Source organism: Acinetobacter sp. 1130196, assembly GCF_000588095.1.
Classification (GTDB): Bacteria; Pseudomonadota; Gammaproteobacteria; order Pseudomonadales; family Moraxellaceae; genus Acinetobacter; species Acinetobacter nosocomialis.
In genome coordinates this window covers 24,876-39,495 of sequence record NZ_JFWX01000012.1, presented here as the reverse complement: position 1 = coordinate 39,495, position 14,620 = coordinate 24,876, and the positions used below count along the sequence as shown (strand labels likewise).

Below are 14,620 nucleotides of genomic sequence, written 5' to 3'. Positions count from 1 at the left end.
TGTGATTGGATTTGCATTCGTCGGGTTATAGGGATAATTGTTTTGTACTCATCTATTATTCTGATAATCTGAACAAATAATAAACGTTTGTCTCTTAAGGATTAGAGCAACATGAAAAATAAAAATATAGCCTGCTGGTTATTATTTGCCAGTAGTTCAAGTGTTTTTGCGATGCAGCCTTTAGACGACCAAAGTCTTTCAGCAACGACGGGTCAAAATGGTTTAACGCTAGGCATTCAGGCCGATAAAGTTAAATTTAATCAAGTCGCCTTGATTGATACCAATGGTATTGCGTCTACGTCTTACAACAGCAAAGCTGGTCTCGTCATTGCGGGGAACTCTACTAATCCTGTTCCAAGTATAGAATTTATTAAAGCAGCTGTATCGACCAATCCGTCTTTCAATATTGCTATAGATACCGATGCAGGTGCAGGTAAGCCTTTTGTGAACTTGGCTGTCACAATGGGAAGTGACGTCAATGGTATTCGGCTTACACCATTTTCAGTTTATTTAGCGCCTAATACATCAGTTTCTAGTCCTTCGGATTATGCGGTGACTAGTTATGCACCCAAATCAATTTTTAGCTCGGGAACCACGGTAAATACAGGAGTGAAAGAACTTATTCGCTCTACCGGAAATTTGGATATTAACTTTGTACAGACCAATAAGCCCCGTTTAAACATTCAATTGGGTCATGCTGCCCAGTCTGTCATGGTCAAATTTGGTGGAGCTATTCAATCGATTTGTTCTGCTGCATCTGGTTGTCCAATTACGTTAGTGTCTGATAATACCGGTGCGAATTTTGGATTTAAATTTGCAGGAACAAATTCATCTACAGGGTTTGTTCTTGATGGGTTTTATGCTGGAGTTGACCCAACAGGGCTTACTTTTGGCAATACAGGTGTCTCGAGTAAATTTGATGCATCGCTTAACAATATAACTTTAGGAAATGCAGGAATACAAAGTCCAACAACGTTTAATAATTTACCTAATGGGTCGATGGGGAGTTTTGGAGTTACAGGTGCTTCGGTAACCGACTTTAAAATGAAAGTAAGCGGTTTTTAAAACTAATTACTTAACCTGAAATAAAAAAGAGGGTAGTTGTATAAACAACCACCCTCTTTTATAAATTTTAATTGTTTAACGATGTGATGAACTGGTTTGTTGTAACTTTTGAACAATTTCATCTAAAGCTTTAATGCGTTTAACTTGGTCCCATAATTCTTTGGCTTGAGGGTAGGCTTTGGTCATCATACCTAGCCATTGCTTATAACGACCAACCATACCAATTTCTGTTTTGGCTTGACCATTTAAAAAACGGATTTGTAAGTCAACGAGTTGTTCCCAACTAAATAATGCCTCATCCATATTATTACGAATGCACTGCGTTAAGTCGGGAGTCGTCACAGCACCGCGACCAATCATTAAATCTTCACAACCAGATTGCTGTTGGCAGGCTTTTGCATCGGCATTGGTCCAGATTTCGCCGTTAGCAATGACATTAATTTTTAAAGCTTCTTTAATCGGTAGAATTTTTTCCCAGTAGGCAGGAGGCGTATAGCCATCTGCTTTCGTTCGCGCATGTACTGTTAACCAGCTTGCGCCAGCATCTTCGACCGCATGGGCATTTTCCATGGTGTGGTTTTCATCGAGATAACCCAGACGCATTTTTGCTGAAACAGGAATATGCGCTGGTACCGCATCGCGGACTGCTTTAATGAGTATATGTACCACGTCTGGTTCATCTAGAAGTACGGATCCACCTCTATGACGATTGACTGTTTTTGCAGGGCAACCAAAATTAAGGTCGATTGCAGGAGCACCTAGTTCAACCACTTTTGCAGCATTTGCTGCCAGCATATCTGGATTATTCCCTAAGAACTGAACATGCACAGGCGTTCCCGCAGCTGTTTTACCGTCGTTCTTTAACTCAGGACAAAAACTATAGTAAATATGGTCTGGCAAAATACTGTCTGTAACGCGAATAAACTCGGTTACACACCAGTCGAAATGACCAACAGATGTGAGTGTATCCCGCATGATCGGGTCAGTTAAACCTTCCATTGGAGCGAGTATGAGTTTCACAGTCTGAGTCACCTGATTAAAACAAAAACAGCGTTATACGGGATATGTATAACGCTGTCTAGTAGTGCTGAAATTTTAATTGTTTTATCGGCCTAATATCATCTCAAGCACAAATTTACTGCCAATAAAGCCGATCGCTAATAATGCAAAACCAATTAGGGTAAAACGAATCGCTTTTTGACCGCGCCAGCCGAGTTTGTAATGGCCAATGAGTAATGAGCCATAAATAATCCATGAAATAATACTAAATACGGTTTTATGAGCGAGATGCTGAGCAAAGAAACTATCAACAGTTAAGAAACCAAACGCCAGAGCAATGGTTAATAAAATAAAACCGGTAATAATTAAATCAAATAACAAGGACTCCATGGCCTGAATGGGCGGGAGTAAATTGACCCAGAAGCGTTTTTTTTGTTTCTTTTTGAGTTCACGGTTTTGGAACCATATCAAGATTGCATGTATGGTTGCCATGAGTAGAACCGCATAGGCCGAAAGTGAAAGAATAATATGCGTATCTAAGCCTAATGAGTGCTGCTCAATAAACTGATTTGGTTTACTAAATGCAAAACCTAAAATAAGACCAATGGCTGCTACAGGAATGCCTAATAAGTTTAAAGGTACAATCGGACGAAAAGTACTAAAAATTAAACTTAACAACAACATAAGCCACGATGTAAAAGAGACTAGATTAAAAACATCATAGTTAATTCCTAAAGGCGTGAGCATTGCATGACATAAAACTGTGCCGTGCAGTAGCAGTGCCAAGGTCGTAACAAGAGCAAATAACCATGGGTTTGGTTCACGTTTTGACATTAAACGTATGAACAGATACCAGAAAGAAGTGGTATATGCGATGAGTGCCAAAATTGTGTAAACCAAGGGGAGGCTAATCATGTCAAACCTTTTTCAGGATTAATTCATCTAGATAAGATATAAATTCGCTGCGAACTAAAGTATCCTATAGCATTCTATGCATAAATTTTCTATTTCGAGAAAGATTTTTTTGCAACTAGCCATTTTAAGCGGATTTTGCAATGTTTGATACCTTAACAGAACGACTCACGCAGAGTTTAAGAAATGTTACTGGCTCAGGGCAGCTGACCGAAGACAATATTAAAGATACCTTACGTGAAGTACGTATGGCTCTTCTTGAAGCCGATGTCGCGTTACCTGTAACTCGTGAATTTATCGCGAAAGTTAAGGAAGAGGCATTGGGCCAAGAAGTGATGACCCAGTTATCTCCAGGCCAGGCATTTGTAAAAATTGTCTATGACGAACTCACCAAGATGATGGGTGAGGCCAATGAAACACTGGATTTAAGTGCTAAGCCTCCAGTGGTTGTATTGCTTGCTGGTTTACAAGGTGCAGGTAAAACTACAACTGCTGCCAAGCTGGCACGTTTCTTAAAAGAACGTCAAAAGAAAAAAGTAATGACCGTTTCTGCCGACGTTTATCGTCCGGCAGCAATTAAACAGTTAGAAACTGTATCAGCAGAAGTTGGTGCAGGCTTTATTCCTTCAGATCCTTCTGAAAAGCCTATTGATATCGTTAACCGTGCAATTGAACAGGCAAAAATCCAGTTTGCCGATGTGTTGATTGTCGATACAGCAGGTCGTTTACATGTCGATGAAGACATGATGGACGAAATTAAAGAATTGCATGCAGCAGTTAAGCCGACTGAAACTCTGTTCGTGGTTGATGCTATGACAGGTCAGGATGCTGCAAATACTGCTAAAGCCTTTAATGATGCATTAGCACTTACAGGTGTGATTCTTACTAAAACTGATGGTGATGCGCGTGGTGGTGCGGCACTTTCTGTACGTGCGATTACTGGTAAGCCAATCAAGTTCTTGGGTATGGGCGAAAAGCTTGATGCCTTAGAGCCATTCCATCCGGATCGTGTTGCTCAACGTATTTTAGGTATGGGTGACGTACTTTCTTTAGTCGAAGAAGTTGAACGTAAAATCGACAAAGAAAAAGCCGAAAAAATGGCGAAAAAATTGCAAAAAGGCGGTAGCTTCAACTTTGAAGATATGCTGATGCAATTTGAGCAAATGAAAAAAATGGGCGGCATGATGGGCTTCTTAGACAAGTTGCCTGGCATGAGCGGTGCAGGAATCCAGCAAGCGATTGAGCAAGCGAATCCTGAAAAACAAGTCAAAAAAATGGAAGCAATTATCCAATCGATGACTGTTAAAGAACGCCGTAACCCAGACCTGATGAACCCAAGTCGTAAAAAACGTATTGCGGCAGGTTGTGGTATGGATGTTGCTGAAGTGAATAAGCTCATTAAGCAACAAGCTCAAATGGCTAAAATGATGAAGAAGTTTGCGAATCCATCTGGTATGAGCAAAATGATGCGTTCATTAGGCAATATGCAAAAACAATTTGGCGGTGGTGGCGGTATGGGACCACTGTTTGGTAACAATGACCAAAAGAAATAAAACCATAAAATAAAAGGCGCTTAGAGCGCCTTTTATTTTGTTCTGTATTTTAGTCTTTAGGATAATGAGCAATATATTGTTGTAGCCCTTTAAGTAAAAGATCTTTTTCAACAGTTGGCTGGTACTTCTGTAGAAATTTAGCAAAAAGAGGAGCATCTCCACCTGTGAGGAGCAGCTTTTTAGGATATTGCTGCATGATGCTCTCAATCGTACTAATAAGACCTAACAAAATGCCGTGATGTACTGCATCGACTGTGTTATTGCCCGGGTTTAGATTATCAAAAGCCGAATCGGGAATTTTAATACCTTTGGTATTTTGAATGAGTGCGTCACGTTGCAAATACAAATTAGGTAGAATATAACCGCCTAAATGCTGTTTGCCCTTGGTTAAATCAATCGTGAGCGCTGTTCCGCAACCAATAATACAATAGTTTTCTTTTTCCTCAGCAACAGCAAGTACCTGTAGCCAGCGGTCAATCCCGAGCTGACTTGGTACTTCATAGCCACATTGCAAACCCGCATATTCAGCATGCACTTTGGCAAAAACAACAGGAATTTCAAGCCACTTTAAAATCTGCTGAATACGCTGATTGTTTTCGGTATCGAGAACTGAAGAAATTCCAATACGATGTAAACCTTGATGCTTAAAGTGTTGGATTAATCCAAGTAATAAATCGGCAGGTGACTGCAAATGTAACTCAGCTGCATGCTCAATAATTTGCTGATTCTCAGTAATCCAGTATTTTAAACGGGTGTTTCCGATATCAAGCCATAAACTTTTCATGGGGAAAATACCTGATTACTGAGTTGATTGTGGTCTTAAACGACCTTGATAAAACTGCTGTGGTTCCGGAGTTTCAAGAATGACTGCACCCTCATTAGAGATTCCAACGAAACGGCCATATACTAGTCCTTGACTATGTTCAAATTGAACTAACTGATTAATCCATGCTGCATGGTGGTTAAAACGGCCTGCCAAGTTGTAGCAACCATGATCAAACCAGCGAGCTGCATTTTGAATTGCCACATAGAGTTCTGAAATGAGTTCAAGCCGACTCATTTGCTCTAGGCCCAAATCTTCTAAAGAAGTAATTGGCTGATCACTATCAGTTACTGGTGGTGTTTTTAAATTAATACCTACACCCACAATAGCCTGATGCTGGGAAAGTGGTTCGACCAAAATTCCACCCCATTTTCCTTGCGTACTGTACAAATCATTTGGCCATTTCACTTGTAAGCTCAAAGGTTGTAACTGTGAGATTTGCAGAATATTTAGAGCAACTTCAAGTGCTAAGCGACCATCTAAGGGTGTTCGAGTTTGCACCAATGTGCTTAAATAAATGTTTCCTTCAGGTGAAATCCATTGCCGTTGATGTTGACCTCGCCCTTGAGTTTGTTGAGCACTGCAAACCAAGCCCGTTGTAATGCCTTTTTGGGCAATTTCACGAATATCATCATTGGTCGAAGTTGTGGTTGCTTTTAATAAAACCACTTCTGGAAGCTGGTTTTTTGCGCTTAAAAGTTGTTGTAGTTGGCGAGTCTCTAAATCCATGTTGAATATGAGCAGAGTGGTAAAACATTTATGGAGTTAATCATATATTTACTCATTGGCGCAATTGCTGGTTTTACTGCCGGATTGTTTGGAGTTGGCGGTGGACTAATTATTGTACCAATCCTCTATGTCGTTTTTACCCAGTTGCACTATGACCCGGCAGTAATCATGCATATTGCAGTCGGAACCTCCTTAGCAACTATTATTGTGACGTCTTTTAGTTCTGTTTCTGCCCATCATAAAAAAGGTGCAGTTCTTTGGCCTGTTTTTCGTAATCTAGCACCCGGTCTTGTGCTGGGCTCATTTTTAGGCGCAGGCATTGCCGATCTTTTATCTGGTCAGCATTTACAGCTTCTGATTGGTGTGTTTGCAGTTGTGATGGCCTATCGTATGTTTAAAGGCGCAAATGTGGTTGTTGACCCAACACGTCAGCTTCCTTCAACACCTATGCAGTTTATGGCAGGGGGGGGTATTGGTATTGCCTCAGCAATTTTTGGTATTGGAGGCGGTAGCTTAACTGTTCCATATTTAAACCGTCATGGTGTAGTCATGCAAAAAGCAGTCGCGACTTCTGCCGCTTGTGGTTTACCTATTGCTGTAGCGGGTGCAATTGGCTTTATGTGGTTTGGTGCTAAAGAGCACATTTCTGTACCTAATACGATTGGTTATGTGCACATCTATGCTTTTATTGGTATTAGTGTCATGAGTTTTGTGACCGCTAAACTTGGGGCCAAGGTTGCACACGCATTGTCACCACAAATGCTAAAAAAATGCTTTGCTTGTTTGTTAGTCGTGGTAGGCAGTTATTTTATTTATAAAGGTTTTATGAATTAAAAACGTTTTATTAAAAAATATAGAAAAGCAAGCTTAGACTCTCACAGTTTAAGCTTTTTTTTATTTAAAGATTTAAACAGACTAAAGCTGAGTTTTTCATCCGATTTCTGTATAGATTTTGGGCGGGTTGGCTTAAAATGCAATAAAATTGTCAGACAATGACATAGTTTTTAATGGATGGGATCAGTTAAAAACAAGGATGCGAAAGAAAAGCATGGATTAATGCATATAAAAAGTAGCGGGTGATTTATGAATCTCGAAGAGACAGAGAGTCTTTCTGAGCAAATTGTCAAATATATTAGCGAACAGATTATTAGCGGCGAATTGGTCGAAGGCGAACGCATACAAGAGCTTCGTATTGCGAAAGAGCTTGATGTAAGTAGGGGGTCAGTTCGTGAAGCATTATTATTGCTTGAACGTACGCATCTTATTGAGATTTTTCCGCGTCGGGGGGCAATTGTTTCAGAAATGTCGGCACAACAAGTGAAAGCACTGTTTGATACAAATATGATGTTATTGGGGCATATTGTACAACGCATCAGTGAAACATGGCGCGCCCATGAAGCTGATCAATTACAGCTTTTGTTAGAACAGCTTCTTGAACATGTAAAAGCAGGCGATATTGAAAAATTCTACGATGCCATTTTCCAATATCTGGCTGAACAGCAAGATATGGTGGGTAATCCTTATTTAATGAAATTTTATAAAGAATTATTACCTTCGTTACGTCGTAGTTATTTTTTGACGCTAAATACCTCTAAAAGGGAACTGCAAGAAGCGTTTGCATTATTTAAACTCGTGACTGATGCAATTTTGATCCGAAAATCACAACAAGCCGCTTTATTTATGGAAGATTTTTGTCGACACTTACGTAACCTTGTGTTGGAATCGCTGACACGAATGAAACAGATTGAATTGGCTTGGGCGAGACGCTCACGCCGTTAGTTAGGGCATTATGCGTTTAAGCAGTTTAAAACTTTCCGGCTTTAAATCTTTTGCAGATAGTACAACTTTAAATTTCAAGGCTAACCGTACAGCAGTGGTTGGTCCAAATGGTTGTGGCAAATCCAATGTTATTGATGCGATCCGCTGGGTGATGGGTGAGTCAAACGCTCGTCAGCTTCGTGGTGGTAGTATGCAAGATGTTATTTTTACCGGAACATCCAAGCGTAAACCAGTGGGTGTTGCCAGTGTGGAACTGCGTTTTGACAATACCTATGGCAAATTGGGGGGAGCTTATAACGCTTATAACGAGCTCGCTGTTCGTCGTCAGGTGACCCGTGAAGGTAAATCTGAATATTTCTTAAATGGTACACGTTGCCGCCGCCGTGATATTACCGACATTTTCTTGGGAACGGGTTTAGGGCCACGCTCTTATGCTGTGATTGAACAGGGCATGATTAACCGCTTGGTTGATGCTAAACCTGAAGAAATGCGTATTTTCATTGAAGAAGCAGCTGGTGTCTCTCGTTATCAGGCGCGTCGCCGCGAAACCTTGCAGCACCTTGAACATACGGAGCAAAACCTTTCACGTTTGGAAGATATTGCGCTTGAGTTAAAATCTCAGCTTAAAACACTTAAGCGTCAGTCAGAAGCTGCGGTTCAATATAAAACCTTAGAAAGTCAAATTCGTACACTCAAAATTGAAATTTTGTCTTTTCAGGCAGAGAAAAGTGTACGCCTACAAGAAGAATATACCGTTCAAATGAACGAACTGGGGGAAACTTTTAAATTAGTTCGCTCTGAGCTAAGTACGATTGAACATGATTTAGAATCTACCAGTGCTTTATTTCAGAGACTTATTCAGCAATCTTCACCACTACAACAAGAGTGGCAGCAAGCTGAAAAAAAATTATCTGAACTTAAAATGACTCTTGAGCAAAAACAGAGTTTATTTCAGCAAAATAGTACAACCCTTGTTCAATTGGAACAACAAAAAGCTCAAACGAAAGAACGTTTACAGCTTTCTGAATTACAGCTTGAAACACTGAATAGTCAGCTAGAAGAACAAACTGAAGCTTTAACAGCAGTTGAGCATACAGCAGCTGAAGCAGAGCAAAATTTTGCTGGTTTACAATCACAGCAACGGCAAGCGCAGCAACAATTTGAGCAAGTAAAAGCTCAGGTTGAAAAACAACAGCAGCAAAAAATGCAAATGTCTGCTCAAATCGAGCAATTAGGCAAAAATGTTCAGCGCATTGAACAGCAAAAAGAAACACTGCAACATCAGGCAAGTCAGATTCAATCGCAAGTACACGAAGATGAACAAGGCGAGCTTGAGCAACTGCAACAGCAGCTTGGTCGTGAAATCTCGACCTTAGAGGCTGATATTGAGCAGTATGTGCAGCATATTGAACAGTCTCAACAATCGTATCAGGCAAATAAAAACCAGCAGCAAACGTTAAAGACAGAAATACAGGTTTTATTGTCAGAGCAGAAAAACTTAAGCCAGCTTGTTGCTAAACAAAGTCCAAAGCAAAACCAAGATACGCTACGTTTAATGCAGGCTTTAGAGTTAACCGAGCAGGGCAAACTACACGCACAGATTATTGAAAAGTTTTTAGCAAAATGGTTACAGGCACATATTGTTGAAACTGAACAAGCTTTTCAGGAAGGAATTGCTCGCCAGTTAAAACCTTCAGAGCAATCAAGCAAATTTAAGGGCAACCTGACTTGCTTGAATGATTGGATTGCGTCACCACAGCTTTCAATATTTTCCAATGTGGCGATTGCACAAGATTTATCTCACGCTTTAAACGAGCAAAAGCAATTGCAACATGGCCAGTCTATCTTAACCTTGGATGGTTATCATGTTGGGCAGGACTGGGTAATTGCTCTTATGTATGATGACGAAAGTCAAAGTGCGCAAGGTATGCTCAGTCATCGTATTCGTCTAGATGAAATTGAACAAGTTCTTCACAAGCAGCAACCTGAACTACAAGCATTAGATGAAACGGTAGTTCAGGAAAAAGAAAAACTTACACAGCTACAAGCTGACTTACAGCAGAAACAACAAACCATTAAACAAAAGCAAAAAGACTTGCAACAGCTAGATGTTCAAATTGCTAAACAGCAAACCGCAGCACAAGCATTTTTATTGCAAAAACAACAATTGAAAGATCAACTCGCTCAGTTAGATATGCAGCTTGAAGAAGATGCAATGCAAAAAGACGATCTTGAAATTGATTTGCATGCATTAGCAATGAAGCTTGAAACCATTTTACCTGACTATAAAACTTTGCAATTTCAGGTAGAAGAATTAACAGAGCAGCTTGAAGAACAGCAACAAGTCTTGCAACAGCAACAACAAGAACGTGAGATTTTACGCCGTAATAGTACGCATACAACTCAACAGATTGAGCTACTTGAAAAAGATATTTCGTTCTTGCAGAGCCAATATCAACAAATTACAGCGCAAATGGAACAGGCGAAAAAGTTTGTGGACCCTATTCAGTTAGAGTTGCCAAACCTTGAGTCAGAGTTTCAACAACAATTTGCTCAAACTGAAAAGCTGCAAAAGACATGGAATGAATGGCAGATTGAGCTTAATAGTGTTCAAGAGAAGCAACAAACACTTACAGACCAACGTCATCAATACCAACAGCAAGATGAAAAGCTTAGAGAGCAGCTTGAAGCAAAGCGTTTAGCATGGCAAGCAGCCAAGTCTGATCGTGAGCACTATCAAGAACAGCTCAAAGAGTTAAATGCCGAGCTTCAAACGGGCTTGAAAATAGATTTAACTGAACACCAGCAAAAACTGGAAAAAGTACAGAAACAGTTTGAAAAAATCGGTGCAGTTAACTTAGCTGCTTCACAAGAGTTTGAAGAGGTTTCTCAGCGTTTTGATGAGTTGAGTCATCAAATTCAAGACTTGGAAAATACGGTAACTCAGTTAAAAGATGCAATGAAGAGCATTGACCAAGAAACCCGTAAGTTGTTTATGTCGACTTTTGATCAGATTAATCAAGAGTTACAAAATCTATTTCCAAAAGTTTTTAATGGTGGTGAAGCCAGTTTAAGTCTTGAGGATGATTGGCAATCTGGGGTTAAGCTCATGGCGAGACCACCGGGTAAGAAAAACAGTTCTCTGGCATTACTTTCCGGTGGAGAAAAAGCGTTAACAGCGTTAGCATTAGTATTTGCTATTTTCAGGTTAAATCCGGCACCGTTTTGTGTACTCGATGAAGTGGACGCTCCACTCGACGATGCGAATGTACAGAGATATTGTAATTTGGTAAAAGAGCTTTCTGAACATGTACAATTCATTTACATTACACATAATAAGCTGGCGATGACCATGGCAACTGACTTGTTGGGTGTAACCATGCCTGAACCGGGTACATCAAAATTAGTCACTGTCAATTTAGAACAGGCAAAAGAATACGGGTTAGTTTCGGAGTCATAGAATGGAAATCAATACGATTATTGGCATCGTTGTTGCCATTATTATCATGCTAATTGGCTTAAGAATGATTTTAAAAAAGCCGAACCATGCTGAACCCTCGCTAGACAGTGATTTACATATTAATCCTGAAAGTAATCAACCAGTTATCCCTCGTCATGTACGAGATCAACTTGAACAGCCAGAAGTTACTGTTGCGTCAGCAAATGTGGCTGAACGAGTGGAACCAACTTTAAGCGAGCAGGAACAGCCAAAAGAAAAGGAAACAAAAGAACTAGAACAGGCTTCGCAAGCTCAAACAGTCCAGACACAAGTACCCGTTGAAAATACGCCAGTAGAAGTAGAAGAAGTTAAAGCTGAAGAACATACTGTTAGCCCAACTGTAAGCGAAAATAGTTCAGTTGAGTTAGTCGATACCGTTTCTGCTGAACCAGAAGTTGTTAGCTCATCAGAACCAAAAGTTGCAGAAGAGCAACTGAAAATTGAGCCAGAATTAAGTTTAAACCCAAATATTGAAACGGCTGAAATTGCCGAATTTGAAGGTGAAAGTAATATTCTGGATGTACATCTACATGAGCAACAACGTTTTGACGACGAAAGTGCGTTGGCAATGGCTGAACAGATTATTGCATTAAATGTTTATCCAAATCCGCGCCGTGCATTATCGGGCGATAAAGCACTGAAAGTACTTTTAAAATATGGTCTACGTTACGGTGAAATGTCTTGTTTCCATCGCTATGAAAATACAGATGAACCAAGTGCACTCATGTTCTCTGTACTTCGTATGACCGATAATGGTCCTGCTGGTTTCGATTTAGAAACTTTATCTGCTGAACAAGTTCAAGGCTTGGCATTTTTCCTTGCACTTCCAAACAGTAAAGCCGTGACAGGTTTTGACATGATGACCAGTATTGCAGGTCTGATTGCTCGTGAAATTGATGGTAAGGTTTATGATGAAAATAATCTTGAATTTACGCCGCAGTTAAAAGAACATTGGCGCCATCATGTGATTGATTATCGTCCAGCACAGGCAACAGCCTAGTTTAAATTTTTGGTATAGGTTGCGATAATTGCAAAATATCTAGTCGCAGCTCAGGGTGGAGAAATTTCCACCCTTTTTTATGGTGAATAAAATAATGGCAATAACTTCCGTGATCGAACAGATGCGTCAGCTTATTCAACTGATTGCAAAGCATAACCATGCCTACTATGTTATGGATCAGCCGACAATCTCGGACAGTGAATATGATCATTTATTTCATCAGTTAAAAGCTTTAGAAGAGCAATATCCGGAACTTGTACAAACCGATTCACCAACTACGAAAGTAGGTGGTCAAGCGCTTTCAAAATTTGAGAGTGTGACGCATGTGGTGCCAATGCTTTCACTTGGTAACGTATTTAACCAAGAAGATTTATTTGCATTTGCACGCCGTGTAGAAGAGCGACTACCAAACCAGAAAGTACAATATGAAGTTGAGTTAAAACTCGATGGTCTTGCGATTTCACTATGGTATGAAAATGGCGTACTGGTTCGTGGTGTAACTCGTGGGGATGGTGAAACTGGCGAAGATATTACTCAAAACGTTAAAACCATTCGTAACTTACCTAAAGTTCTGCATTCAGAAAAATATGAAATACCTCGTCTACTTGAAGTACGGGGCGAAGTACTCATGCCTAAGTCTGGTTTTGAAAAACTGAATGCCGATCAGGAAGCAAAAGGGGAAAAAACCTTCGCTAACCCTCGAAACGCAGCCGCAGGAAGTTTAAGACAACTTGATCCGAATATTGCTGCTGGTCGACCTTTGGCATTTTACGCGTATGGAATTGCACAATGTGAACCAAATCATGGTCTCACAACTATGCATGATAGCTTGCAATGGTTAACGGAACTTGGATTCCAAATTGCTGAGCGTCAGTACTTGTGTAATTCAATTCAAGAAGTACAGCAGCGTTATGAGCAAATTCAGCAAGAACGTCCAAGCCTCCAAGTTGAAATTGATGGCATGGTCGTAAAGGTCGATGACTTAAAACAACAACAGCAGCTTGGTTTCTTAAGCCGAGAACCACGCTGGGCAACCGCTTATAAATTCCCTGCACAAGCCGCTCTTACGACTGTTGAGCAAATTGACTGGCAAGTAGGGCGTACAGGGACTTTAACGCCTGTAGCACGCTTAAACCCTGTTTTTGTGGGTGGTGTGACTGTCTCTAACGTGACTTTGCATAATATTGGAGAAATTCACCGTCTAGATGTACGTGTTGGAGATACTGTAAGTGTTTACCGTACAGGTGACGTAATTCCTAAAGTAGAAAAAGTTTGGCCAGAGTTCCGTCCTGCTGAAGCAGAAGTTGTTCATTTACCAGAGTCCTGCCCAGTATGTGCATCTCCTGTAGTGATGCCTGAAGGTGAAGCTCTCGCACGTTGTTCAGGCGGTTTATATTGTGCTGCACAGCGTATTGAAGCCATTCGTCACTTCGTATCGCGTAAAGCGATGGATATCGAGGGCTTGGGAGATCGTTGGGTAGAATCTTTATTACGTCTCGATTTACTTAAAGATGTGGCTGATATTTACCATTTGCATGAACACAGAGAAACACTGTTGGGCATTGAAAAAATGGGAGAAAAGTCAGTACAGAACCTAATAGATGCGATTGAAGCAAGTAAGAAAACAACTCTAGCACGTTTTATTTATGCATTAGGTATTCGTGGAGTAGGTGAAACAACGGCTAGAATGTTAGCAAATACCTTCCAAACGCTTGAGGCCCTTAAAGCTGCGAATGTAGAAGTTTTAAAGAAAACCCCGGATGTAGGGGATATTACAGCAGAGTGGATTGCTGACTTTTTCTTGGCACCGCATAACATTGAAGTACTCGATCGTTTAATTGCCGCGGGTATTCATTGGGATGCGCCAACTGCACCAACACGCCAACCCTTAAATGGTGAAAGCTGGGTACTTACAGGCACGTTAGAGCAAATGACCCGTGATCAGGCCACTCAAATGCTACAAGCATTAGGGGCGCGTGTAAGCGGTAGCGTATCAAGCAAAACGAAGTGTGTGGTTGCAGGTGAAAAAGCCGGTTCAAAATTAGAAAAGGCTACGAAATTAGGTATTCCTGTCATGAATGAAACAGATTTCTTATCACTCATGGCGAGTTATGGGCAGACTTTGAGCTAAAAGACTTAGCGAAATAAGAACCATTGATTTTAGTTACAAATTTATAAATTGATGGTTTATGCCATATTTGAACGCTTGTCTGAGCTTATAAATCGGACAAGCGTTTCTTTTTGCAAAGGAAATTTAAATA

11 protein-coding genes are annotated in these 14,620 nt (G+C 40.4%); 7 read left to right on the top strand and 4 right to left on the bottom strand.

The features are described from left to right. Window positions 1-111 precede the first annotated feature (111 nt). Entirely contained in the window at window positions 112-1,065 is a 954-nt protein-coding gene (locus J671_RS12295; RefSeq protein ID WP_031982382.1) for a DUF6160 family protein, read from the top strand. A gap of 75 nt (window positions 1,066-1,140) precedes the next feature. Here the strand turns inward: J671_RS12295 and J671_RS12290 are convergent, their stop codons facing one another. Together J671_RS12290 and J671_RS12285 are read right to left on the bottom strand one after the other, a co-directional pair. Beyond that, the gene (locus J671_RS12290; RefSeq protein ID WP_006581124.1) at window positions 1,141-2,085 is read right to left on the bottom strand and encodes a tRNA dihydrouridine synthase; all 945 of its coding nucleotides are present in this window, start codon (window positions 2,083-2,085) and stop codon (window positions 1,141-1,143) included. 84 nt (window positions 2,086-2,169) lie between these two features. Then, complete coding sequence (locus J671_RS12285; RefSeq protein WP_000624644.1) at window positions 2,170-2,979, bottom strand: cytochrome C assembly family protein; 810 nt, start codon at window positions 2,977-2,979, stop codon at window positions 2,170-2,172. A 140-nt stretch (window positions 2,980-3,119) separates the two neighbouring features. Between J671_RS12285 and ffh the strand changes: the two genes are divergently transcribed. Beyond that, window positions 3,120-4,529: a signal recognition particle protein gene (gene ffh, locus J671_RS12280; protein WP_000460622.1), complete on the top strand. Its 1,410-nt coding sequence runs from the start codon at window positions 3,120-3,122 to the stop codon at window positions 4,527-4,529. A gap of 49 nt (window positions 4,530-4,578) precedes the next feature. On the opposite strand, the gene J671_RS12275 is transcribed toward ffh, so the two are convergent. Both J671_RS12275 and J671_RS12270 read right to left on the bottom strand, forming a co-directional pair. Beyond that, complete coding sequence (locus tag J671_RS12275; RefSeq protein ID WP_031982381.1) at window positions 4,579-5,313, bottom strand: pantothenate kinase; 735 nt, start codon at window positions 5,311-5,313, stop codon at window positions 4,579-4,581. 15 nt (window positions 5,314-5,328) lie between these two features. After that, window positions 5,329-6,081 (bottom strand): biotin--[acetyl-CoA-carboxylase] ligase, encoded by a 753-nt coding sequence (locus tag J671_RS12270; protein ID WP_031982379.1) that lies wholly within the window; start codon window positions 6,079-6,081, stop codon window positions 5,329-5,331. Window positions 6,082-6,111: 30 nt separating this feature from the next. Here J671_RS12270 and J671_RS12265 point away from each other — a divergent pair, with 30 nt between their 5' ends. The 5 genes from J671_RS12265 to ligA all read left to right on the top strand — a co-directional run bounded on the left by J671_RS12265 (window position 6,112) and on the right by ligA (window position 14,490). Beyond that, a complete protein-coding gene (locus J671_RS12265) occupies window positions 6,112-6,915 on the top strand; it encodes a sulfite exporter TauE/SafE family protein (protein ID WP_004710335.1) in 804 nt (267 codons plus the stop codon). A gap of 249 nt (window positions 6,916-7,164) precedes the next feature. Then, window positions 7,165-7,860: a GntR family transcriptional regulator gene (locus J671_RS12260; RefSeq protein WP_001047228.1), complete on the top strand. Its 696-nt coding sequence runs from the start codon at window positions 7,165-7,167 to the stop codon at window positions 7,858-7,860. Window positions 7,861-7,870: 10 nt separating this feature from the next. Further along, entirely contained in the window at window positions 7,871-11,320 is a 3,450-nt protein-coding gene (smc, locus tag J671_RS12255) for a chromosome segregation protein SMC (protein WP_006581119.1), read from the top strand. 1 nt (window position 11,321) lies between these two features. Continuing rightward, on the top strand, window positions 11,322-12,359 hold the full coding sequence (locus J671_RS12250; RefSeq protein ID WP_031982377.1) for a cell division protein ZipA C-terminal FtsZ-binding domain-containing protein: 1,038 nt from the start codon (window positions 11,322-11,324) through the stop codon (window positions 12,357-12,359). Window positions 12,360-12,453: 94 nt separating this feature from the next. Next, window positions 12,454-14,490 (top strand): NAD-dependent DNA ligase LigA, encoded by a 2,037-nt coding sequence (gene ligA, locus J671_RS12245; RefSeq protein ID WP_031944290.1) that lies wholly within the window; start codon window positions 12,454-12,456, stop codon window positions 14,488-14,490. Window positions 14,491-14,620: the final 130 nt, after the last annotated feature.

What these genes read in the sequence shown, in the direction of transcription:
- J671_RS12295 (WP_031982382.1), top strand. Translation starts at nt 112, where the DNA reads ATGAAAAATAAAAATATAGCCTGCTGGTTATTATTTGCCAGTAGTTCA.
- J671_RS12285 (WP_000624644.1), bottom strand. Translation starts at nt 2,979, where the DNA reads ATGATTAGCCTCCCCTTGGTTTACACAATTTTGGCACTCATCGCATAT.
- ffh (WP_000460622.1), top strand. Translation starts at nt 3,120, where the DNA reads ATGTTTGATACCTTAACAGAACGACTCACGCAGAGTTTAAGAAATGTT.
- J671_RS12275 (WP_031982381.1), bottom strand. Translation starts at nt 5,313, where the DNA reads ATGAAAAGTTTATGGCTTGATATCGGAAACACCCGTTTAAAATACTGG.
- J671_RS12270 (WP_031982379.1), bottom strand. Translation starts at nt 6,081, where the DNA reads ATGGATTTAGAGACTCGCCAACTACAACAACTTTTAAGCGCAAAAAAC.
- J671_RS12265 (WP_004710335.1), top strand. Translation starts at nt 6,112, where the DNA reads ATGGAGTTAATCATATATTTACTCATTGGCGCAATTGCTGGTTTTACT.
- J671_RS12260 (WP_001047228.1), top strand. Translation starts at nt 7,165, where the DNA reads ATGAATCTCGAAGAGACAGAGAGTCTTTCTGAGCAAATTGTCAAATAT.
- smc (WP_006581119.1), top strand. Translation starts at nt 7,871, where the DNA reads ATGCGTTTAAGCAGTTTAAAACTTTCCGGCTTTAAATCTTTTGCAGAT.
- J671_RS12250 (WP_031982377.1), top strand. Translation starts at nt 11,322, where the DNA reads ATGGAAATCAATACGATTATTGGCATCGTTGTTGCCATTATTATCATG.
- ligA (WP_031944290.1), top strand. Translation starts at nt 12,454, where the DNA reads ATGGCAATAACTTCCGTGATCGAACAGATGCGTCAGCTTATTCAACTG.